Raw genomic sequence first — 22531 nt, forward strand, 5'->3', positions numbered from 1 at the left:
TGCTCTTCCGGTGCCGGCCGGCGGACGTACCCGAGCGGTGCTCGTTGCACACGGCCGAGGAATCTAGGGAGATCGGGTGGGCGGTTTCAACCAACTCCTCGTCCTTCCAGGCCAGTTAGGAGTTACCTCGGGTAGCGGCAATTTTCGGACACCCATTTCATTCGCTGATTTCATGATTTATCGACCACCTCCACAGGCGTCCTGTGACTGACGTCACCCGTTCAAGTGCCTTGAATCCGCAAAGAGTTGACGGTGAGTGGCCAATTTCGTGCCGTAGGTGACCGTGCGCGGTCGATGGTTCGATTCCGTTCCGCTCCGAGCGTGACTCCCACCACAGGACGTCCGTTGTCTTCTTCATGAGCCCGGAACCCCGGGGCTCAGCGGCCGGGAGCCACCCGGCCGGCCCAGCACGCATCCCGAGGGAGCCACCGTGCCGCGCATGCTCGACGTCAGTGACGCCGTACGCGCCGAGATCGGCGACGAAGAAGCCGACCGGCTGCTCGCCGGAGAGAACGCCCCTGGCAGTTACGACTGCACGTCCTGTCGCACCCCGGGCGACTCCGAGCAGGAGCGCACCAGCACCGTTCTGTTCGTGGGCGAGGAGACCGCGGTCCTCGCCTTCGCCCACGCCGGCTGCCTGCCCTCGCAGGTCGTCCAGGTCACCGAGGAACAACTGCGCGGCGCCGTCAGGTCCATCGGCGGGGACGCCTCGGTCGGCGGCCGGCCGCAGAAGGCCGTGCCCGAGCAGGCCGTGCTCGGCGTGACCAGCGGACTAGTCCTTATCGACGGCGAGTTGCACCCCGGGCTGGTCGTCGAGCCGACCACGCCCATCGTGCGTCCGGGCTCCGCCGGGGCCGGCGACGACTTCCTCCCGCTCCTCATCGAGCAGGGCTTCATGCCGCTGACCCAGCTGGCCTCGGTGCCGCCGGTGCTGCACGGCTGGTCGGTGCTGCTGGCCGCCGGCCAGCTGCACGCGGTGCTGCAGCCGGGCACCAACGGGGGGCAGCCGGTGGCGTGGTGGCAGGCGCATCAGCCGCTGCAGGTGACGGACCCCTGGCGGGCTGCCGCCAACAAGCACCAGCAGGTGCTGATGTTCGCGGCGCCGGTGGGGTGCATCGGGCGGCAGCCTCGGGAGGATCTGCTGCGGGACGCTCTCGACAGGGCGGCGGCGAACGGAAAGCTGGTGGCCGCGGCGCTGCCTCTTGCCGGGGTCTGAGCCCTGTATTGAACACAGCTCCGTACCCCTAAGGAGTCGTACGGCCGCATCTCTTTGACGTGCCGGTCGTTTGCACATACGTGCACGCATACGACACTCCCCTTCCCCGCCGGGCCCTCTTCTCCGCCGTTCCCTCCGCTCGGGCGGGTCAGGACGTCGGTGGTGGGGCATCGGCCACGCCGATCTACGACTCGCTCTCCGCGGAGTGGGTCAAGGCCTTCCGTACGCTGCCGGGGGACCGCAGCGGTGAGGAGGAGCTGGGCTTCACCGCGTTCGGGAACATGGACCGTCCGAACTCCTTCGGCGGTCACCGGCCGGGGTCGTTCAGCAGCTCGTACAGCGCCTACAGCGCGGGGGCGTACAGCGCGCGGCAGCAGTCGCAGTCCCAGTGGCAGCGGGTCGGCACGCTCGGGCGGCAGCAGCAGGACTCCGGGACGCAGTACGTGCCGGCGCTGCCCCCGGCCCCGCGCCGGGGGGCGTGAGGTACGGCGAAGGGCGGCCCTTGGTCTGCAAGGGCCGCCCTTCGCGTCGTACAGCGCTTACTTCTTCTTCGTGCCGCGCTTCTCGCGCACCCGCACCGAGATGTGGAGCGGGGTGCCCTCGAAGCCGAACTCCTCGCGCAGACGGCGCTCGATGAAGCGCCGGTAGCCCGCCTCGATGAAGCCGGAGGCGAACAGGACGAACCGCGGGGGCTTCGTGCCGGCCTGGGTGCCGAAGAGGATGCGTGGCTGCTTGCCGCCCCGGACCGGGTGCGGGTGGGCCGAGACCAGCTCGCCGAGGAAGGCGTTCAGGCGGCCCGTGGGGACGCGGGTCTCCCAGCCGGCGAGGGCGGTCTCGATCGCGGGGACCAGCTTCTCCATGTGGCGGCCGGTGCGCGCCGAGACGTTCACGCGCGGGGCCCAGGCGACCTGGCCCAGCTCGGTCTCGATCTCCCGCTCCAGGTAGTAGCGGCGCTCCTCGTCGAGGTTGTCCCACTTGTTGTAGGCGATGACCATCGCACGGCCCGCCTCGACGGCCATGGTGATGATCCGCTGGTCCTGCACGGAGATGTTCTCGGAGGCGTCGATCAGGATGACCGCGACCTCGGCCTTCTCCACGGCCGCGGCCGTGCGCAGGGAGGCGTAGTAGTCGGCGCCCTGCTGGAGGTGGACGCGCTTGCGGATACCGGCGGTGTCGACGAACTTCCACGTCACGCCGCCCAGTTCGATCAGCTCGTCGACCGGGTCGCGGGTGGTGCCCGCCAGTTCGTTGACGACGACGCGCTCCTCGCCGGCGACCTTGTTCAGCAGCGAGGACTTGCCGACGTTGGGGCGGCCGATGAGGGCGATGCGGCGCGGGCCGCCGACGGCGGTGCCGAAGGCCTGCTCGGGGGCCTCGGGCAGCGCCTCCAGGACGGCGTCGAGCATGTCGCCGGTGCCGCGGCCGTGCAGGGCGGAGACCGGGTGGGGCTCGCCGAGGCCCAGGTTCCACAGGTAGGCCGCGTCGGCCTCGCCGCTCTGGCCGTCGACCTTGTTGGCGCACAGCACGACCGGCTTGCCGGCCTTGCGCAGCAGCCGGACGACCGCCTCGTCGGTGTCGGTCGCGCCGACCTTGGCGTCGACCACGAAGACGACCGCGTCGGCCGCCTCGATCGCGTACTCGGCCTGGGCGGCCACGGAGGCGTCGATGCCGAGGACGTCCTGCTCCCAGCCGCCGGTGTCGACGACCTTGAAGCGGCGGCCGGCCCACTCGGCCTCGTAGGTCACGCGGTCGCGGGTGACGCCCGGCTTGTCCTCGACGACCGCCTCGCGACGGCCGATGATCCGGTTCACCAGGGTCGACTTGCCGACATTGGGGCGGCCGACGACGGCGAGCACGGGCAGCGGACCGTGGCCCGCCGCCTCGATGGCGCCCTCGACGTCCTCGATGTCGAAGCCCTCTACTGCGGCGAGCTCCATGAACTCCGCGTACTCGGCGTCGCCGAGAGCCCCGTGGTCGTACTCGTGCGCGCCCTCGTACGCGTCCGAGCCGTCGGGCTGGATCTGGTCGTTCATGAAGTCCGTACCTCGTTCGTTCGTGGTGATCGGTGGGCCGCGCCCCGGTGGGCCGGACCACTACTCAAGTGTCGCTTAGCGCCCGGTCAGGCGCCTGGCGTTTTCCAGGTGCGCGGTGAGCTGCTTCTGGATGTGCTCGGTCGCCGCGTCCAGCGCCGCGCGCGTACGCCGTCCGCTGTCGTCGCCGGCCAAGAACGGCTCGCCGAAGACGATGTCCACGCGGGAGCGCAGCGGCGGCAGTGCCTTGACCAACCGTCCGCGCCGCTCGGCGCTGCCCAGTACGGCCACGGGCACGATCGGCGCCTCGCCGCGGACGGCGAAGTAGGCGAGCCCGCTGCGCAGCGAGGCGAAGTCGCCCTCGCCCCGGGTGCCCTCCGGGAAGATGCCCAGCACGCCCCCGGCCTCGAGCACGCCGAGAGCCTGGCTGATCGCCGCGCGGTCGGCGGCGGTGCGGTCCACCTTCAGCTGGCCGATGCCGGTCAGGAAGGAGCCGAGCGGTCCGACGAACGCCTCCTTCTTGATCAGGAAGTGCGTCGGCCGGGGCGACACACCCATGACCATCGGGCCGTCGATGTTGTGCGAGTGGTTCACCGCAAGGATCACCGGGCCGGTCGCGGGCATCCGCCAGGCGCCGATCACCCGCGGCTTCCACAGCCCGTGCATCAGGCCGACGCCGATGCGCCTCCCGACCTCGGCCCCCCGCTCGGACGGAAGTGTCACTTCCCGGCTCGCTTCTCCCGGACCAGGGTGACGACGCACTCGATGACCTGGGGCAGGGTGAGCTCGGTGGTGTCCACCTCGACCGCGTCCCCGGCCTTGGCCAGCGGCGAGGTCTTGCGGCTGGAGTCGGCCGCGTCCCGCTTGATCAGCGCCTCACGGGTCGCGTGCAGGTCCACGCCCTTCAGCTCGCCGCTTCGGCGGGCCGCGCGGGCCTCCGGGGAGGCGGTGAGGAAGATCTTCAGGTCGGCGTCCGGGAGCACGGTCGTACCGATGTCCCGGCCCTCGACCACGATGCCCAGCTCCGCACCGGCGGCCAGCGAGCGCTGCAGCTCGGTGATCCGGGAGCGCACCTCGGGCACCGCGCTGACCGCGCTGACCTTGGAGGTGACCTCCTGGGTGCGGATCGGTCCGGCCACGTCGACGCCGTCGACCGTGATGGTCGGGGCGGCCGGGTCGGTGCCCGAGACGATCTCCGGCTTGCCGGCGACGGCCGCGATCGCGGTCGGGTCCTCCAGGTCGATGCCGTTGTTCACCATCCACCAGGTGATCGCCCGGTACTGGGCACCGGTGTCCAGGTAGCTCAGGCCGAGCTGTGCGGCCACGGCCTTCGACGTGCTCGACTTGCCCGTGCCGGAGGGACCGTCGATCGCGACGATCACGGGCTTGGCGGTCGGGGCGGCGCCGTTTTCCACGGGAGGGCACCTTCCTGGTGAAGGGTGGTGGATGGGGTCCGGGGCGCGAGGGCGCCCCGCACAAGGTTACCGGCCCCCGGAGGACGCTCCGACAGGCTCCTACTGGCGCAGCGCCCAGCCCCGCTCGCGCAGCGCGTCCATCAGCACCGACGCCGCCTTCGGCTCGACCATGAGCTGCACCAGACCGGCCTGCTGGCCCGTCGCGTGCTCGATCCGGACGTCCTCGATGTTGACCCCGGCCCGCCCCGCGTCCGCGAAGATCCGGGCCAGCTGACCGGGCTGGTCGTCGATGAGCACGACGACGGTCTCGTAGACGCGCGGGGCGCTGCCGTGCTTGCCGGGCACCCGCACCTGGCCGGCGTTGCCACGGCGCAGGACGTCCTCGATGCCGGCGCTGCCCTCCGCGCGCTCGGCCTCGTCGGAGGACTGCAGGGAGCGCAGAGCCTGCACGGTCTCGTCCAGGTCGGAGGCGACGCCGGAGAGCAGGTCGGCGACCGGTCCCGGGTTCGCGGACAGGATGTCGATCCACATCCGCGGGTCGGAGGCGGCGATCCGGGTCACGTCCCGGATGCCCTGCCCGCACAGCCGTACGGCCGCCTCCTCGGCGTGCTCCAGGCGCGCGGCGACCATGCTGGACACCAGGTGGGGCATGTGCGACACGAGGGCGACGGCGCGGTCGTGGGCGTCGGCGTCCATGACGACCGGCACGGCCCGGCAGTGCGAGACCAGCTCCAGGGCGAGGTTCAGGACCTCGGTGTCGGTGTCCCGGGTCGGGGTGAGCACCCAGGGGCGGCCCTCGAACAGGTCGCCGGTGGCGGCCAGCGGGCCGGACTTCTCGCGGCCCGACATCGGGTGGGTTCCCAGGTAGCGGCTCAGGTCCAGGCCGAGGGCCTCCAGTTCGCGGCGCGGGGCGCCCTTGACGCTGGCCACGTCGATGTAGCCGCGGGCCAGGTCCCGGCGCATGGCGTCGGCGAGCACGCCGGCCACGTGCGCGGGCGGGGCGGCGACGATCGCCAGGTCGACCGGGCCCTGCGGGGGCGCGTCGGTGCCGGCGCCCAGGGCGGCGGCCGTACGGGCCTGCTCGGGGTCGTGGTCGGCGAGGTGGACGGTGACGCCCCGCTGGGCGAGGGCGAGCGCGGCGGACGTGCCGATGAGGCCGGTGCCGATGACGAGTGCGGTTCTCACTGGGCGATGTCCTTGCGCAGGTCGGCTGCGGCGCCGAGGTAGACGTGGGTGATGTCCGCGCGGGGCCGGTCGGACTCGATGTGCGCGAGGACCCGGACGACCCGGGGCATGGCGCCCTCGATGTCCAGTTCCTGGGCGCAGATCAGCGGTACGTCGACGATGCCGAGCCCCCGCGCGGCGGCGGCCGGGAAGTCGCTGTGCAGGTCGGGCGTGGCCGTGAACCAGATGCTGATCAGGTCGTCGACGGTCAGTCCGTTCCGCTCCAGGATGGCGGTGAGCAGGGACCCGACCTGCTCCGCCATGTGTCCGGCCTCGTCCCGGTCGAGCTGGACGGCCCCCCGGACCACTCGTACCCCCACGGCCGTGCTCCTCTCCCACATGCGTAGCGGTTCTTGGTGCGCTGGTGCGTCCAGCCTAGTCAGCCCGTGGCGGGCCGGGCGCGCGGCGCCCGCCCGTCGCGGGCACTCGATGCCAGAATGCCGGTGATTGTGCGTTTTCCTGATATATGCGGATTGAGATGGACTGACGCTGTAGGGAGTGATGGCATGACCCAGGGCGCGACACGGCGCACGGTCCTGGCGACGGGCGCGGTGGCCCTCGGTGCCGGGGCGGCGGGGTGCGGCAGCAAGAAGAGCGAGGCGAGCAAGCCGAGCGAGCCGGAGCTGGCGAGTACGAGCGACATCCCGGTGGGCGGCGGCAAGGTCTTCAAGGAACAGAAGATCGTCGTCACCCAGCCGACGCAGGGCGACTTCAAGGCCTTCACGGCGATCTGCACGCACCAGGGCTGCACGGTGAACAAGGTGGCGGACGGCACGATCGACTGCCCTTGCCACGGCAGCAAGTACCACATCACCGACGGCTCGGTGGCGCACGGACCGGCGCCCCGGCCGCTGGCCCCCGAGCCGATCAAGGTGGAGGGAAATTCGATCCACCTGGCGTGACCGGTCCGCGTACGCTCCGGGAATGCAGCCCGAAGACCTCGTACGCGAACACACGATCTACGCCTGTGTCATGGGTTCGCGAGCCTTCGGCCTGGCCACGGACACCAGTGACACCGACCGGCGGGGCGTGTTCCTCGCCCCCACGCCCCTGTTCTGGCGGTTCGAGAAGCCGCCGACACATGTGGACGGGCCGGGCGAGGAACGGTTCTCCTGGGAGCTGGAGCGGTTCTGCGAGCTGGCGCTGCGCGGCAACCCGAACATCCTGGAGTGCCTGCACTCCCCGCTGGTCGAGCACGTGGACGACACCGGCCGCGAACTGCTGTCCCTGCGCGGCGCGTTCCTCTCCCGCCGCGTCTACGACAGCTTCACCGGCTATGCCCTCAGCCAGCGCCGCAAGCTCGACGCCGACGTCCGTACGACCGGCGCCCCGCGCTGGAAGCACGCCATGCACCTGCTGCGCCTGCTGATGAGCGCCCGCGAGCTGCTGCGCACCGGCGAGCTGCGGATCGACGTCGGCGAGCAGCGCGAACCGCTGCTCGCGGTGAAGCGGGGCGAGGTGCCCTGGGCTGAGGTCGAGGCACGCATGGCCCGGCTGGCGGCGCAGACCGAGGACGCCCTCCGGAGCACCCCGCTGCCGGCCGAACCGCACCACGCGCGCGTGGCCGACTTCGTCTACCGGGTACGCCGCGCGTCAGCCCTGCGGTCCGTCAAGGACAGGGCCTAGGCGTCCCAGAGGGCTCCCAGGGTCACCAGGTCTCCCCCGTACTCGATCCGGTCGGCCCACTCGGTGGGCCAGGCGTCCGCGCCCAGCCACGCGCCCGCGAAGGCTCCGGCGAGGCAGGCGATGGAGTCCGAGTCGCCGGACGAGCAGGCGGCCCGGCGCAGGGCGGTGACCGGTTCGTCCGGGAAGAGCAGGAAGCACAGCAGCCCGGTGGCGAGGGCCTCCTCGGCGATCCACCCCTCGCCGGTGGCCAGGCAGGGGTCGGTCTCCGGGGAGTGGGTGCGTACGGCCTCCTGGAGGCGGGCCAGGATCTCCAGGCACTCGTCCCAGCCGCGCGCGATGAAGTGCTCGGGGCTCGGATCCTGGGAGCGGGTCCACAGGTCGCCGAGCCAGGTGTGGTGGTAGCGGGTGCGGCTGTCGAGGGCGTACGAGCGCAGCCGGCCGACGAGCCCGGCCGGGTCGGTGCCCTGGGCGAGCAGGTGCACGGCGCGGGCGGTAAGGTCCGAGGCGGCCAGCGCGGTGGGGTGTCCGTGGGTGAGCGCGGACTGCAACTGGGCGGCGCCGGCGCGCTGTTCGTCGCTGAGGCCGGGGGCGAGGCCGAGGGGGGCCACGCGCATGTTGGCGCCGCAGCCCTTGGAGCCGACCTGGCTGGCGTCCTGCCAGGCCCGGCCCTCCTCCTTCAGCAGGGCGCAGGCGGTGAGGCAGGTGCGGCCCGGGGCCCGGTTGTTCTCCGGCGACTGGTACCACTCCACGAACTCCTCGCGCAGCGGGCGCTCCAGCCGCTTCGGGGCAAGCACGCCCCGGTCCATGGCGGTCCGCAGGGCGCGGCCGAGGGCGAGGGTCATCTGCGTGTCGTCGGAGACGAACGCACGGCTCGGCAGCTCCATCTCCCGCCAGGGCCCGCACTTGGCGAGGATCGAGGGCACGTCGTTGAACTCCGTCGGGAAGCCGAGGGCGTCCCCGAGCGCGAGGCCGATCAGGGATCCGGTGGCGGCACGCTTGTGCGCCGGGGTCGTGGTCATGCGGGGCGTCCTTCCCGGGGCGGTCGGAGCAGGGGCGGGTGCAGCGCGGTGGCGGGGCCGGCGCGGTAGAGGGCGGCCGGCTTGCCACGGCCGCCGGTCAGCCGGGCGGCGCCGGGGACGGGTTCGACGAAGCCGGGGGTGGCGAGCACCTTGCGGCGGAAGTTTGGCCGGTCCAGGGCCGTGCCCCACACCGTCTCGTAGACCTGTTGCAGCTCGCCGAGGGTGAACTCGGGCGGGCAGAAGGCGGTGGCCACGCAGCTGTTCTCCAGCTGGGCGCCGACGCGGTCGTGGGCGTCGGCCAGGATCCGGTCGTGGTCGAAGGCGAGCGGCCCGGCGGTGTCGTACGGCAGCCAGCGGGCCTGGGCCGCGTCACCGCCGCCGTGCGGCTCGGGTGGGTCGGGCAGCAGCGCGGTGAAGGCGACCGACACGACCCGCATCCGGGGGTCGCGGCCGGGCTCGCTGTAGGTGCGCAGCTGCTCCAGGTGCAGCCCGGAGACATCGGCCAGGCCGGTCTCCTCGGCCAGCTCGCGCCGGGCCGCATTCTCGGCCGACTCGTCGGGCAGCAGAAAGCCGCCGGGCAGCGCCCAGCGGCCCGCGTACGGCTCCTGCCCGCGCTCGACCAGCAGCACGTGCAGGGCGCCCGCGCGGAGGGTGAGGACGGCGAGGTCGACGGTGACGGCAAAGGGTTCGTACGCGTACTTGTCGTAGCCGTCCACGACTTCCACCCCCTTTAATAGTCGCTCTGACTATAAAAGGGGGTGGAGGTGGGTGGCAAGGTTTAGAGGTCGACTTCCTTCATCAGCATGCCGACCTCCGTGTTCGACAGGCGGCGCAGCCAGCCCGACTTCTGGTCGCCCAGGGTGATCGGGCCGAAGGAGGTGCGCACCAGCTTCTCGACCGGGAAGCCCGCCTCGGCGAGCATGCGGCGGACGATGTGCTTGCGGCCCTCGTGCAGGGTCACCTCGACCAGGTAGTTCTTGCCGGTCTGCTCGACCACCCGGAAGTGGTCCGCGCGCGCGTAGCCGTCCTCCAGCTGGATGCCGTCCTTCAGGCGCTTGCCCAGGTCGCGCGGGATCGGGCCGACGATGGCCGCGAGGTAGGTCTTCTTGACGCCGTACTTGGGGTGGGTGAGGCGGTGCGCCAGCTCGCCATGGTTGGTGAGCAGGATGACGCCCTCGGTCTCGGTGTCCAGCCTGCCGACGTGGAAGAGCCGCGTCTCGCGGTTGGTGACGTAGTCACCGAGGCACTGCCGGCCCTCGGGGTCCTCCATGGTGGACACCACGCCCTCCGGCTTGTTCAGCGAGAAGAACTGGTACGACTGCGTCGCGACCGTCAGGCCGTCGACCTTGACCTCGTCCTTCTCCGGGTCGACGCGGCGGCCCTGCTCCAGGACGATCTCGCCGTTGATCTCGACCCGCGCCTGCTCGATCAGCTCCTCGCAGGCGCGCCGGGAGCCGTAGCCCGCGCGCGCGAGGACCTTCTGCAGCCGCTCGCCCTCCTGCTCGGCGCCCGGGAAGGTCTTCGGGAGCTTGACGTCCTTCTTGCCCGCGTACCGCTCGCGGTTGCGCTCCTCGGCCCGGGCCTCGTACTCACGGGAGCGCCCGGGCGCCGTACGGCCGCCACCGCTCTGCTGGGACTGCTTCGGGCCGCCCTTGGCGCCGCCGCGGGCCGCGCCACCACGCCCGGACTTGGGGCCGTCCTTCGTGGCGCCGGGGCCGACGTCGTAGCGGCGCTCCTCGGGGCGGGGCTTGCGGGGACGGCCCTGCCCCTGCCGCTCGTCCCGGTTGTTGCCGGCGCCGCGGTTGTTTCCGCGCCCGCCACTCTTTCCGCTGCCGCTGCTTCGCATCAAAGTTCCGTCTTAGTCGTCCGCATCCTGACCGCCGGGCGCGTCGGGCGCGTCCGGGTCGAACGACGGAACCCCTTCCTGGGTCTCGGCCTCGATCGCCTCAGCCTCCGGGAGGAAGGGCGCCAGCTCCGGAAGCTCGTCCAGGCCGCGCAGGCCCATCCGCTCCAGGAAGTAGTTCGTCGTCCTGTACAGGATCGCACCTGTTTCGGGTTCCGTGCCCGCCTCCTCGACCAGACCGCGTTGGAGGAGGGTGCGCATGACCCCGTCGCAGTTGACTCCGCGTACGGCGGAGACGCGGCTGCGGCTGATCGGCTGGCGGTAGGCGACCACCGCGAGGGTCTCCAGCGCGGCCTGGGTGAGGCGGGCCGTCTGGCCGTCCAGGACAAGCCGCTCGACGGCCGGCGCGTACTCGGCGCGGGTGTAGAAGCGCCAGCCGCCCGCGACGAACCGCAGCTCGAAGCCGCGGCCCTGCACGGTGTACTCGTCGGCCAGCCCGCGCAAGGCGTCGGCGATCTGCCGCCGGGGGCGCTCCAGGATCTTCGCCAGGTGCTCCTCGGTCGCGGGCTCGTCCACGACCATGAGGACCGCCTCCAGGGCGGGCTTGAGGTCGAGTCCGGCGACGGTACGGAGTCCCGCCGGGAGTTCCGCGGTCTCCTCGCTCATGCCTTCTCCTCCTCCTTCCTCGACTCCTTCGGCTCCTTCGACTCCTCGGGCGGCCGGTCGAACTCGTCGGTGACCATCGGTGCCGCGTCCCCGTTCCCGCCGGTCCAGCGCACGGTGAGTTCCCCGAGCGCGGCTTCCTGCTCCAGGGCGACGGCCTTCTCGCGGTACAGCTCCAGCAGCGCGAGGAACCGGGCGACGACGGTGAGTGTGTCGTCGGTGTCCTCGATCAGCGCGCGGAAGCTGGCCTCGCCCAGCTCCTTCAGCCGTGCCACCACGATCCCGGCCTGCTCCTGCACGCTGACCAGCGGAGCGTGGATGTGGTCGACGTACACGCTCGGCTTGGCCTTCGGCTGCATCGCCTTCACGGCGAGCCTGGCGAAGCCCTCGGGGCCGATGCTGATGACGACCTCGGGCAGCAGCTCGGCATGGTGGGGTTCGAGGCCGACGGTACGAGGGTAGCGGCGGGCCTCTTCGTCGAGGCGCTGGTTGAAGATGTCGGCGATCTGTTTGTAGGCGCGGTACTGGAGCAGCCGCGCGAACAGCAGGTCCCGGGCCTCCAGCAGCGCCAGGTCGGCCTCGTCCTCGACCTCGGCAGTGGGCAGCAGCCGGGCGGCCTTGAGGTCGAGCAGCGTGGCGGCGACGACCAGGAACTCGGTCGTCTGGTCCAGGTCCCAGTCCGGCCCCATGGCCCGGATGTGGGCCATGAACTCGTCGGTGACCTTGGAGAGGGCGACCTCGGTGACGTCCAGCTTGTGCTTGGAGATCAGCTGGAGGAGCAGGTCGAAGGGGCCCTCGAAGTTGGCGAGGCGAACCTTGAAGACGCCGTCGGGAGCAGGCTCCGGTTCAGGAACCTCGACCTCGACCTCAACCTCGACCGGCTCAACCGGCCCGATCGGCTCCACCGGCTCAGCCGCCGGAACCCCCGGCCCGCGCCCCAGCGCACGTCGACGCCCCGGAGCCGGGCCGGAAGCGGGGGCGGGAAGGTCGGACGAGGTCATAGCCCCCGCAGGCTACCCCTACCGCCCCCGCAGGCGGCGTACGAGGATGCTCGCGTCCCCGCGGGACTCCAGGTCGGCTAGGACCACGGCCACCGCCTCGCGCACGATGCGCCCGCGGTCCACCGCCAGCCCGTGTTCGCCGCGGAGCACCAGGCGGGCGTGCTCCAGGTCCATCAGCTCTTCGGCCGACACGTACACGGTGATCTTCTCGTCGTGCCGCTCACGCCCGCTGGGGCGCCTGTTGGCCGCCCGCCCGCGCTTGCGGGGCTGCGCGGCGGAGGGGGCGGCAGAAGAACCTTCCTGCGCCGTCTGCCGCCGCGCCGGGCGGGTGCGGGCCTCCCCGGCCTCCGTCGGTTCCGGCTCGGCCGCCGCCACGTGCTCCGCGCCGTCGCCGTCGCCGCCCTGCGCGGGCACCGACTGCGGCGCGTCCTCCGCCGCGGCCGGCGTCGGGTCGCTCTCCCCCGCGGGAGCCGGCACCCGGGCCTCGCCGTTGGCCGCGCGGCGGGGCGTGGACGGCTGGAGTGCCATCCCCCCCGTCGTACGGAACAGTTCGTCGGCCCCAGGCAGACTCACTCGGCGTGACACCGGGCGAGCACCTCCCTGGCGAGCTGGCGGTAGGCGGCGGCACCGACGGAGTTGGAGGCGTACGTGGTGATCGGCTCACCGGCGACCGTGGTCTCCGGGAAGCGGACCGTGCGGCCGATGACCGTGTGGTAGACGTGGTCGTCGAACGCCTCGACCACACGGGCCAGCACCTCGCGGCTGTGGACCGTGCGCGAGTCGTACATCGTGGCGAGGATGCCGTCCAGTTCCAGCTCGGGGTTGAGCCGCTCCTGGACCTTCTCGATGGTCTCCGTCAGCAGGGCCACACCGCGCAGGGCGAAGAACTCGCACTCCAGCGGCACGATCACCTTGTGCGCGGCCGTCAGCGCGTTGACGGTGAGCAGGCCGAGCGAGGGCTGACAGTCGATCACGATGTAGTCGTAGTCCGCCATCAGCGGCTTCAGGGCGCGCTGGAGCGTCGACTCGCGGGCGACCTCGGAGACCAGCTGGACCTCGGCGGCCGACAGGTCGATGTTGGACGGCAGCAGGTCCATGTTGGGAACGGCCGTCTTCAGCAGGACCTCGTCCGCCGACATGCCCCGCTCCATGAGCAGGTTGTAGACGGTGAGGTCGAGTTCCATCGGGTTGACACCGAGACCCACCGACAGCGCGCCCTGCGGGTCGAAGTCGACGAGCAGCACGCGCCGGCCGTACTCCGCGAGCGCGGCACCCAGGTTGATGGTCGACGTCGTCTTGCCGACGCCGCCCTTCTGGTTGCACATCGCGATGATCTTCGCGGGGCCGTGGTCGGTCAGCGGGCCCGGGATCGGGAAGTACGGCAGCGGGCGTCCGGTCGGGCCGACGCGCTCACGGCGCTGGCGGGCCGCGTCGGGCGCGAGCGTGGCCGCGTACTCCGGATCCGGCTCGTACTCGGCGTCGGGGTCGTAGAAGTGCCCCTCGGGCAGTTCGTCGTAGTCGGCGAATTGGTTGTGGGGCGCGCCACTTCCGTCGCCGGCCATGGCGTTCACGTGATGGCCATCCATGCTCTGGTGTGCTGTCCGGGCGGTCTGCGGAACCGGACTCTGGTGGGCTGCGAAGGTGCGCACAGCTACGGAGCCGACAGCCTCGAATCCCGTGGGGCCCTGGCCCCGTACCGGCATTCCTGGTTGACCACCCCCGGGAGAAAATGTCGACTCATTCACAAGTCGTCTTACCTCCTTGGTGACCAGGAAACTTCTAGACAAGGTCAGCGTGGCACCATGCCGACGGTTGGCGACTCTATGGCGTGTCGGTGGTCCGCAGCAACACAATCCGCCGGACCCGGCAGGATGTGTCGGCAATGAAACATCGCGCTGTCAAGGGCGTACGGCCGTCGCACAGCAGGTTTCACCGGTGTGCGAATCGGTCGAAGGGTTACGTTCGAGGCGAGTTGACCGAGAGCCGCAAAGTGACCATACACACACCCGGCCGGACCTTGTCGGGCAAGGTCCGGCCGGGTGTGCGGTGTTGACGATGCGTATTGACGAATCGCCTTTTACCTGTTGGTGACTTAGTGACTCATGGAGTCACACAGGTCGGCCGACGTCAGCCGAGCAGGGTCTCCAGCTCGACGTGCTCCAGGCCGTGGGCCTCGGCGACCTCCTTGTAAACGACCTTGCCGTCGTGGGTGTTGAGACCCTTGGCGAGCGCGGGGTCGCGGCGCAGCGCCTCCACCCAGCCGTTGTTGGCGAGCGAGACGATGTACGGCAGCGTCGCGTTGGTGAGGGCGTTGGTGGAGGTGTTCGGCACCGCGCCCGGCATGTTGGCGACGCAGTAGAAGACCGAGTTGTGGACCCGGAAGGTCGGCTCGGCGTGGGTGGTGGGACGGGAGTCCTCGAAGCAGCCGCCCTGGTCGATCGCGATGTCGACAAGGACACTTCCCGGCTTCATGCGGGACACCAGCTCGTTGGTGACCAGCTTCGGGGCCTTGGCGCCCGGGATGAGGACCGCGCCGATGACGAGGTCGGCCTCGAGGACGGCCTTCTCCAGCTCGAAGGCGTTGGACATGATCGCCTTGACCTTCGTACCGAAGATCTTGTCGGCCTCGCGCAGCTTGTTGATGTCGCGGTCCAGCAGGGTGACCTCGAAGCCCATGCCGATGGCGATCTGGGCGGCGTTCCAGCCGGAGACACCGCCGCCGATGACGACGGCCTTGGCCGGGGTCACGCCCGGGACGCCGCCCGGCAGCACGCCACGGCCGCCGACCGGGGCCATCAGGTGGTAGGCGCCGACCTGCGGGGCCAGGCGGCCCGCGACCTCGGACATCGGGGCGAGCAGCGGCAGCGCGCGGTTCGGCAGCTCGACGGTCTCGTAGGCGATGGCCGTGGTGCCGGACTCCAGCAGGGCGTCCGTGCACTCCTTGGAGGCGGCCAGGTGCAGGTAGGTGAAGAGGATCTGGTCCTTGCGGAGGCGGTGGTACTCCTCCGCGATGGGCTCCTTGACCTTCAGCAGCAGGTCGGAGGAGGCCCAGACCTCGTCGGCGGTGTCCAGGATCTGGGCACCGGCGGCCACGTACTCGTCGTCCGTGATGGAGGAGCCGACGCCGGCGCCGCGCTCGATGACGACCTGGTGGCCGTTGCGCACCAGCTCGTGCACACCGGCGGGGGTGATGGCCACCCGGAACTCGTTGTTCTTGACCTCGCGGGGGATGCCGACCTTCACGTCGATCACGGTCCTTGGCTCAGAGGGTATGGGGGGTGCGTTACAAGACATACCCAGGCATGCAGGGGCACACCGGGAGACACCGCAGAGAACGTGCGGCAGAGCCAGTTTAATGAAGGTGTTCCGCCTGTCTAGCCTTTCATTGCATCAATCTTCGCTTGGTGCACTACGGATTTCGCAGGCGCTAACGGTGTCTCCCCGTGTCTCGGGGTCCTCTGGGGTGTCCTCCGGGGTGGATTCGGGGGTCTCCACCGGGGTGTCCTCCGGGGTCTCCTCCCCCAGCATGCGCCCGGCCACCGCGCGGTGCAGGCGGGCCGCGGCGGGGTCGCCGAGGTGCTCCAGGGTGTCGGCCAGCCGGAGGTGCAGCGCGGCCTGGAGCCGGACGTCCTCGGCGCGCCGCGCCCACTCCACCGCCTCCCGGCAGGTGTGCAGCGAATCCTCGGGGCGGCCTGCGTACTCCTGGACCCGCGCGAGTTCGCTCACCGCGCGGGCGTGTGCCGCGACGTCGCCGTTCCTGCGGTACCCGGCGATCGCGGCGCGCCAGTTCCGCATCGCCTCGCCGTAGCGGCCCGCGTAGGTCTGTGCGGTGGCCAGCCGGCCGTACACCCGGGCGGCCTCCGCGCGCTCGTCCCGGGCCAGGCGCTGGGCGAGGGCCCGGCCGAACCAGTCGGCGGCCCGGTCGTAGTCCCCCAGCTCCTGGTACGCGCCGCCTACGGATTCCATCGCGCGGCCGGTCGCATACGGGTCGTCCGCGACGCGTCCGGCGTCCAGCGCGGCCCGGTAGCGGGCCAGTGCGTCCCGGGTGCGGCCGGTCTGCGCGTCCAGATCGCCCAGGTTCAGCAGGGCCGCAGCCTGCTCCCGGGGCAGCCCGCGCCGTTCGGCGACATCGAGGACGAGGCCGTGGATGCCGTACAGATCCGGGGCGGCGGCCTGCGTGCCGGAGTGCGCCACCATGGCCCTGACCAGCTGGGACATCAGCCTGCGGGCCAGCGTGTCCAGCTCGCCGTCGGCCACGGCCAGCCGGACGGCGGCCAGCAGGGCGGGGCGGCGGACGCGCAGCCAGTCGGCGGCGGCCCGCGGGTGCGGAAAGCGCAGCGCGCGCGGCATGCCGTGGAGCTTCTCGCGGGCCTGCGCGCTGTCCGTCTCGGTGATCGCCCTGCAGGACTGGAGCAGCCGTACGGTGCGCTCCAGCATGCGGGCGCGGGCCAGCTGCAGCTCCCCCGGGCGGTCCTGGCTCTCGGCGAGGGCGCGCAGCAGCGGGTGCAGGCAGCCGGGGATGTCGTACTCGGGCAGCGACGACTCGACGACGCGCAGCAGGCCGAGGGCGACGAAGTCGTCCAGGGTGGCGCGGGCGGTGCTCAGCGAGCAGCCGGCCAGGGCCGAGGCGGTGTGCGGGTCGACCAGCCCGGCCGGGGCCAGACAGAGCAGGCGCAGGATCCGGGCGGCCGGGGCGGGCAGCTCCTCGTGGACGAGCCGGAAGACGCGGCCCAGCGGGGTGCCGTCGGCGCCGACGGCACCGTCCTCGGTGGCCGCGTGCATCCGCTTGGCGAGGTCGGAGACGGCCGCCTTGGGCCGGGCGGCGAGCCAGCCGCCGGCCAGGGTGAGCGCGGCGGGCTGGCCCTGGCAGGCCTCGGCCAGGCTCTCGGCGGAGCGCGGGTCGACGGTGATGCGGACCGAGCCGGCGTAGCGGCCCAGGAACTCCACCGCCGACTTGGTGTCGAGCCCGCCCAGGGTGCAGGGGCGGACGTCCGCGATACCGGTGAGCGGGCCGCCGGAGACGACCACGGCCAGGCTGTCCGGGCTGTCCGGGAGCAGGGCGTCGACCTGCTCGGCGCCGGCCGCGTCGTCCAGCAGGAGCAGCACCCGCCGCCCCGCCAGGGCGGCTCGCAACGCCTCGCCGAGTTCGTCCTCGTCGGCCCCGGCCGGGGCCCGTACGCCGAGCTCGGTGAGCAGCTCGCGGGCGGTGGTCTCGACCGGGACCGGGGTGCCGTCGGGTTCGCTGAGCCGGGCGCGCAGCACGCCGTCGGGGTAGCGGTCCTCGACCTGCCGTACGAGTTCCTCGGCGAGGGCGGTGCGGCCGGAGCCGGGGCGGCCGGCGATGAGCAGCACGCGCGCGCGGGGGGCCTTGCGGCCGGAGATGGTGTCCAGGCCCGCGCGCTCGATGTCGGCGCGCAGTTCCTTCAACTCCCGTGTACGGCCCAGGAAATGGTCCTCCATGGCCGGTTGCGCCGAGAGCCGGGCACCGCCTGCGTCCATTGCCTCATCCGTCACGGGCCACACTCCCGTCCCACCGCACGCGCAAGCCCGCCGGGTCTCCGAAACGGGCATGTGTAGAGCCTAGTTCACGCTCTGCAACGTTCACGGCGGAGCACGGCGGGGCGCGGCGGGCACATCGCCCGATCGGATCAGGCGATCGTCACACCGGTACGCGAACGGGTGGGTTCAGGCCACGTTCAGGACTCGAAGGGCCGCGCGGGCCACGGCGCGTCGGCCGGGCGCAGCGCGTCGAGGCCGTCCCCGGCGCGGGCGGCCACCAGGGAGAGCACGCCCACGACGAGGCAGTTGTTGTGCACGTCCCCGGCGAGCGCCCGGCGGACGAGTTCGTCGACCGGCAGGCGCGCGTACTCCATGTCGGTCTCCTCGTGCTCCGTCTCGAAGCGCTCGCCCTCGGCCTCGGACAGATTGCGGGCGAGGAAGATCCGTACGGCCTCGTCGCAGCCGCCGGGGGTGGTGTACACGTCGGTCAGCACCCGCCAGTCCTCGGCCTTGACGTGCGCCTCTTCGTACAGCTCGCGCTGGGCGGCGTGCAGCGGGTTCTCGCCGGGCACGTCGAGCAGGCCGGCCGGGATCTCCCACAGCTTCTGCCGCACCGGGTGGCGGTACTGGCGGATCAGCAGCACCCGGTCCTCCTCGTCCAGGGCGAGGACGGCGACCGAGCCCGGGTGGACCTGGTAGTCGCGGCGGACCACCGAGCCGTCGGGCATGACCACGTCGTCCGTGCGGACGGAGGTCTTGTTGCCCACGAAGGGGGTCTCCGTCGCCCGGATCTCCCACTCCTCGGGGGTGTCCTTGATCGTCATGCCCTGTCCTTCCACACGCTTTCACGAAGCCGGCCACGGAAAAGCCGGGGTGCTCCCTCCTGAAAGGTATGCACCCCGGCCACCGTACAACTGGTGTGTTACTTGGAGTTCTTCCGCTCGACAGCCGCCTTCACCAGGCCGGCGAAGAGCGGGTGCGGACGGGTCGGGCGCGAGCGCAGCTCGGGATGGGCCTGCGTGGCGACCAGGTACGGGTGGACGTCACGCGGGTACTCGACGTACTCGACGAGCTTGCCGTCCGGCGAGGTGCCGGAGAACAGGATGCCCGCCTTCTTCTCCAGCTCCGCGCGGTAGCTGTTGTTCACCTCGTAGCGGTGACGGTGCCGCTCCTCGATGTACTCCTTGCCGTCGTACACCTCGCGCACGATCGAGCCCTCGGCCAGCTTCGCCGGGTACATGCCCAGGCGCATGGTGCCGCCCATGTCGCCCTCGCCGGCGACGATGTCCATCTGCTCGGCCATGGTGGAGATGACCGGGTGGGCCGTGCCCGGGTCGAACTCGGTGGAGTTGGCGTCCGGGATGTCGGCCAGGTTGCGCGCGGCCTCGATCACGGTGCACTGCAGGCCGAGGCAGAGGCCCAGCAGCGGGATCTTGTTCTCGCGGGCGAAGCGGATCGCGCCGACCTTGCCGAGCACACCGCGGTCGCCGAAGCCGCCCGGGATGCAGATGCCGTCGACGTCGCCGAGCTGGGCCTTGGCGCCCGCCGGGGTCTTGCAGTCGTCCGAGGTGACCCACTTGATCTTCACGCGGGCCCGGTTGGCGAAGCCGCCGGCGCGCAGCGCCTCGGTGACCGACAGGTAGGCGTCGGGCAGGTCGATGTACTTGCCGACCAGGGCGAGGGTGATCTCGTGGTCGGGGTTGTGGACGCGGTCGAGCAGGTCGTCCCAGGTCGTCCAGTCCACGTCCCGGAACGGCAGGTCCAGCTTGCGCACGACGTAGGCGTCCAGGCCCTCGGAGTGCACGACCTTCGGGATGTCGTAGATCGAGCGGGCGTCCGGGCAGGCGACGACGGCGGCCTCGTCCACGTCGCACATCAGCGAGATCTTCCGCTTGATCGCGGTCGGCACCTCGCGGTCGCAGCGCAGCACGATCGCGTCCGGCTGGATACCGATGTTGCGCAGCGCGGCGACGGAGTGCTGGGTCGGCTTGGTCTTCAGCTCGCCGGACGGGCCGATGTACGGCAGCAGCGAGATGTGCACGACGAAGACGTTGTCCCGGCCGACCTCGTGGCGGACCTGGCGGACGGTCTCCAGGAACGGCAGCGACTCGATGTCGCCGACGGTGCCGCCGACCTCGGTGATGACGACGTCCACCTCATCGGTGGCCATGCGCCGGATGCGGTGCTTGATCTCGTTGGTGATGTGCGGGATGACCTGCACGGTGTCGCCCAGGTACTCGCCGCGCCGCTCCTTGGCGATCACCGTCGAGTACACCTGGCCGGTGGTGACGTTCGCGGAGCCGTCCAGGTTGCGGTCGAGGAAGCGCTCGTAGTGGCCGATGTCCAGGTCGGTCTCGGCGCCGTCGTTGGTGACGAACACCTCGCCGTGCTGGAAGGGGTTCATCGTGCCCGGGTCCACGTTCAGGTACGGGTCGAGCTTCTGCATCACCACGCGCAGGCCGCGGGCCTTGAGCAGCATGCCCAGGCTGGAGGCCGTGAGGCCCTTGCCCAGCGAAGAGGCGACACCCCCGGTGACGAAGATGTGCTTGGTCGTCGTAGATTTCGGCGGCATGGCCAAGAGGGGGCTCCCGTGGTCGCTGTCTGTCGTGCGGAACGGCTACCGGTCCGGTCGCTTCCGGGGGTGCCATCGCTGCGGTTCGGGGGACCCCTTGCGGTTTTGTTTCCTTCGGGGGCATCCACCGGTCCACGGGCTACCAGGGTATCAGCGCCGAGCGGGAATGACTTCCGGCCACGCTCCGCGCTCACTCCGACACGAGAACGGACACGGTACGGATCGGCTGCGGCCGGGCGTCGACACAGGCACGCGCCGGTTACACGGAAATCACTCGACGCTCACTCGTTCGGCCCACATCCGTTGCCCTCAGCGGCACGCAGATCATCTACGTGCGTCGTATCCTGCTCGGACACTCACTGCCGAGCCCGGCCGGCACGACGGCACACCCCCGCCGGCAAACGCACCGGAACAACGAGAGCGCGGCAGTTCGTTGAGCAAGGACTGCCGTGTTGCCTCAGGGCTCGGCGGGCTGTTCTGCTTCACCGCTCAACGACGCACAACAACGACCCCTTGACCGCACTAGCGACAGCCCCCTGCGCGGGGGTGACGTGGCCGTTCGACTGGAGTTGCACGTGGCCGGGCGCATCGAAGACTACGCACTCATCGGAGACATGCAGACCGCTGCCCTGGTCTGCCGGGACGGCACGGTGGACTGGCTGTGCCTGCCCCGCTTCGACTCGCACGCCATCTTCGCCGGCCTGCTGGGCACCGAGGAGCACGGCTTCTGGCGGCTCGGCCCGGCGCACGCGGCCGACTCGACACCGCCCGTGGCGGCCCGGCGCAGCTACCGTGGCGACTCGCTGATCCTGGAGTCGGAGTGGGACACCCCGCGCGGCACCGTCCGCGTGACCGATTTCATGCCCCCGCGTGACGGCGCCCCGCAGCTGATCCGGATCGTGGAGGGCGTCACCGGCCGGGTGCCCATGCGGTCGGCACTGCGGATGCGGTTCTCCTACGGCCGGATCGTGCCGTGGGTGCACAAGAACCAGGGCCGCACGGTGGCGGTCGCGGGTCCCGACTCGGTGTGGTTCGACACGGAGACCGAGACCTACGGAAAGTCGCTGACGACGTACGCCGACTTCACGGTCGCCCCCGGCGACCGGATCACGTTCACCATCTCGTGGCAGCCCTCGCACAAGGAGCCGCCGCCGCTGCCGGAGCCCGAGCAGTCGCTGGTGGCGACGGAGGAGTTCTGGCGCGAGTGGGTCGAGCACTGCACGTACCACGGGCCGTACCGCGAGGCGGTGGTCCGCTCGCTGATCACGCTGAAGGCGCTGACGTACGCCCCCACGGGCGGCATCGTGGCGGCCCCCACCACCTCGCTCCCCGAGGACATCGGGGGCGTGCGCAACTGGGACTACCGCTACACCTGGCTGCGGGACGCGGCCATCACCCTGACCTCGCTGCTGCGCACCGGCTACCGCGAGGAAGCCCGCGCCTGGCGCGAGTGGCTGCTGCGCGCGGTGGCGGGCGACCCGGAGAACCTGCAGATCATGTACGGCATCGCGGGCGAGCGCGAGCTGGGCGAGGCCGAGCTGGACTGGCTGCCGGGCTATGAGAACTCCGCCCCGGTCCGGGTCGGCAACGGCGCGGCGCACCAGCTCCAGCTGGACGTGTACGGCGAGGTCACCGAGGCCCTGCACCTGGCCCACATGACGGGTCTGGCCCGCAGCGACTACGCCCAGCTGCTCCAGCTGAAGCTGATCCGCTACCTGGAGGACCACTGGCAGGAGCCGGACGAGGGCATCTGGGAGGTGCGCGGCCCGCGCCGGCACTTCGTGCACTCCAAAGTCATGGCCTGGGTCGCCGTCGACCGCACGATCAAACTCATCGAGTCCGGCGACGCGGACGGCCCGCTCGAGCGCTGGAAGGAACTGCGCGACGACATCCACCGGGACGTGTGCGAGAAGGGCTACGACAAGGAGCGCAACACCTTCACGCAGTCCTACGGCTCCGAGGAGCTGGACGCCTCGCTGCTGCTGATCCCGCAGATGGGCTTCCTGCCGCCGGACGACAAGCGGGTCATCGGCACGATCGAGGCGATCCAGCGCGAGCTGTCCACCCCGGACGGGTTCATCCTGCGCTACCCGACGGAGGGCGAGGACGAAGGCGTCGACGGCCTTCCGGGCGACGAAGGGGCCTTCCTGGCCTGCTCGTTCTGGATGGCGGACGATCTGGCGATGATCGGCCGGGTGGACGAGGCCCGCAAGCTGTTCGAGAAGCTGCTCGTGCTGCGCAACGACCTCGGACTGCTCGCCGAGGAGTGGGACCCGCGCCTGCAGCGCCAGGTCGGCAACTTCCCGCAGGCCTTCAGCCACGTCCCGCTGATCGACACGGCCCTGCGGCTGACGGCGTCCGGAGCGTACGGAGGCTGAGCCCGGCCGGGGCCCATGGAGGCCCAACGCGCCCGGAGCGTACGA

The 22531-nt window shown here is 71.2% G+C and carries 21 protein-coding genes; 5 read left to right on the forward strand and 16 right to left on the reverse strand.

The genetic code is table 11. From position 1 onward, the window contains the following. The first annotated feature begins 430 nt into the window (after nucleotides 1-430). Complete coding sequence (locus ACWD35_RS04635) at nucleotides 431-1216, forward strand: hypothetical protein (RefSeq protein WP_451349666.1); 786 nt, start codon at nucleotides 431-433, stop codon at nucleotides 1214-1216. A gap of 80 nt (nucleotides 1217-1296) precedes the next feature. Further along, nucleotides 1297-1698, forward strand: a complete 402-nt coding sequence (locus tag ACWD35_RS04640) for a hypothetical protein (RefSeq protein WP_451349667.1) — start codon at nucleotides 1297-1299, stop codon at nucleotides 1696-1698. 57 nt (nucleotides 1699-1755) lie between these two features. On the opposite strand, the gene der is transcribed toward ACWD35_RS04640, so the two are convergent. The 5 genes from der to aroH form a co-directional block, all read right to left on the reverse strand. Continuing rightward, nucleotides 1756-3249, reverse strand: a complete 1494-nt coding sequence (gene der / locus ACWD35_RS04645) for a ribosome biogenesis GTPase Der (protein WP_451349668.1) — start codon at nucleotides 3247-3249, stop codon at nucleotides 1756-1758. 75 nt (nucleotides 3250-3324) lie between these two features. Further along, nucleotides 3325-3912, reverse strand: a complete 588-nt coding sequence (locus ACWD35_RS04650) for a lysophospholipid acyltransferase family protein (protein ID WP_451349719.1) — start codon at nucleotides 3910-3912, stop codon at nucleotides 3325-3327. 53 nt (nucleotides 3913-3965) lie between these two features. Then, the gene (gene cmk, locus ACWD35_RS04655; protein WP_451349669.1) at nucleotides 3966-4661 is read right to left on the reverse strand and encodes a (d)CMP kinase; all 696 of its coding nucleotides are present in this window, start codon (nucleotides 4659-4661) and stop codon (nucleotides 3966-3968) included. A 99-nt stretch (nucleotides 4662-4760) separates the two neighbouring features. Then, entirely contained in the window at nucleotides 4761-5846 is a 1086-nt protein-coding gene (locus ACWD35_RS04660) for a prephenate dehydrogenase (protein WP_451349670.1), read from the reverse strand. Then, entirely contained in the window at nucleotides 5843-6205 is a 363-nt protein-coding gene (gene aroH / locus ACWD35_RS04665; RefSeq protein WP_451349671.1) for a chorismate mutase, read from the reverse strand. Before aroH ends, ACWD35_RS04660 begins: the two co-directional genes overlap by 4 nt. Before the next feature lie 186 nt (nucleotides 6206-6391). On the opposite strand from aroH, the gene ACWD35_RS04670 reads away from it, so the two are divergent. Continuing rightward, complete coding sequence (locus tag ACWD35_RS04670) at nucleotides 6392-6787, forward strand: Rieske (2Fe-2S) protein (RefSeq protein ID WP_451349672.1); 396 nt, start codon at nucleotides 6392-6394, stop codon at nucleotides 6785-6787. Nucleotides 6788-6809: 22 nt separating this feature from the next. Further along, nucleotides 6810-7511: a nucleotidyltransferase domain-containing protein gene (locus ACWD35_RS04675; RefSeq protein WP_451349673.1), complete on the forward strand. Its 702-nt coding sequence runs from the start codon at nucleotides 6810-6812 to the stop codon at nucleotides 7509-7511. On the opposite strand, the gene ACWD35_RS04680 is transcribed toward ACWD35_RS04675, so the two are convergent. From ACWD35_RS04680 to ACWD35_RS04730, 11 genes are all read right to left on the reverse strand, one after another. Beyond that, on the reverse strand, nucleotides 7508-8530 hold the full coding sequence (locus ACWD35_RS04680; RefSeq protein WP_451349674.1) for an ADP-ribosylglycohydrolase family protein: 1023 nt from the start codon (nucleotides 8528-8530) through the stop codon (nucleotides 7508-7510). The genes ACWD35_RS04675 and ACWD35_RS04680 overlap by 4 nt on opposite strands. Beyond that, nucleotides 8527-9246: an NUDIX hydrolase gene (locus tag ACWD35_RS04685; RefSeq protein ID WP_451349675.1), complete on the reverse strand. Its 720-nt coding sequence runs from the start codon at nucleotides 9244-9246 to the stop codon at nucleotides 8527-8529. Before ACWD35_RS04685 ends, ACWD35_RS04680 begins: the two co-directional genes overlap by 4 nt. 62 nt (nucleotides 9247-9308) lie before the next feature. Beyond that, nucleotides 9309-10376, reverse strand: a complete 1068-nt coding sequence (locus tag ACWD35_RS04690; protein WP_451349676.1) for a pseudouridine synthase — start codon at nucleotides 10374-10376, stop codon at nucleotides 9309-9311. A gap of 12 nt (nucleotides 10377-10388) precedes the next feature. Next, a complete protein-coding gene (gene scpB / locus ACWD35_RS04695) occupies nucleotides 10389-11039 on the reverse strand; it encodes an SMC-Scp complex subunit ScpB (RefSeq protein WP_451349677.1) in 651 nt (216 codons plus the stop codon). Beyond that, nucleotides 11036-12037, reverse strand: coding sequence for a segregation and condensation protein A (locus ACWD35_RS04700; protein WP_451349678.1), 1002 nt, complete (start codon nucleotides 12035-12037; stop codon nucleotides 11036-11038). Before ACWD35_RS04700 ends, scpB begins: the two co-directional genes overlap by 4 nt. An 18-nt stretch (nucleotides 12038-12055) precedes the next feature. Continuing rightward, nucleotides 12056-12622: a hypothetical protein gene (locus ACWD35_RS04705; protein ID WP_451349679.1), complete on the reverse strand. Its 567-nt coding sequence runs from the start codon at nucleotides 12620-12622 to the stop codon at nucleotides 12056-12058. Further along, nucleotides 12607-13740, reverse strand: a complete 1134-nt coding sequence (locus tag ACWD35_RS04710) for a ParA family protein (RefSeq protein WP_451349680.1) — start codon at nucleotides 13738-13740, stop codon at nucleotides 12607-12609. The genes ACWD35_RS04705 and ACWD35_RS04710 overlap by 16 nt, the downstream gene beginning before the upstream one ends. A gap of 424 nt (nucleotides 13741-14164) precedes the next feature. Further along, the gene (gene ald / locus ACWD35_RS04715) at nucleotides 14165-15289 is read right to left on the reverse strand and encodes an alanine dehydrogenase (protein WP_451349681.1); all 1125 of its coding nucleotides are present in this window, start codon (nucleotides 15287-15289) and stop codon (nucleotides 14165-14167) included. A gap of 138 nt (nucleotides 15290-15427) precedes the next feature. Beyond that, nucleotides 15428-17551 carry a tetratricopeptide repeat protein gene (locus tag ACWD35_RS04720; protein ID WP_451349682.1) on the reverse strand — a complete coding sequence of 708 codons (2124 nt, stop codon included), beginning with the start codon at nucleotides 17549-17551 and terminating at the stop codon, nucleotides 15428-15430. 182 nt (nucleotides 17552-17733) lie between these two features. Continuing rightward, complete coding sequence (locus tag ACWD35_RS04725; protein WP_451349683.1) at nucleotides 17734-18360, reverse strand: NUDIX domain-containing protein; 627 nt, start codon at nucleotides 18358-18360, stop codon at nucleotides 17734-17736. Nucleotides 18361-18458: 98 nt separating this feature from the next. After that, nucleotides 18459-20108, reverse strand: a complete 1650-nt coding sequence (locus tag ACWD35_RS04730) for a CTP synthase (RefSeq protein ID WP_451349684.1) — start codon at nucleotides 20106-20108, stop codon at nucleotides 18459-18461. A gap of 575 nt (nucleotides 20109-20683) precedes the next feature. Between ACWD35_RS04730 and ACWD35_RS04735 the strand changes: the two genes are divergently transcribed. Beyond that, nucleotides 20684-22486, forward strand: a complete 1803-nt coding sequence (locus tag ACWD35_RS04735; protein ID WP_451349720.1) for a glycoside hydrolase family 15 protein — start codon at nucleotides 20684-20686, stop codon at nucleotides 22484-22486. The last annotated feature ends 45 nt before the right edge of the window (nucleotides 22487-22531 follow it).

The organism is Streptomyces sp. NPDC002671, from assembly GCF_053592475.1.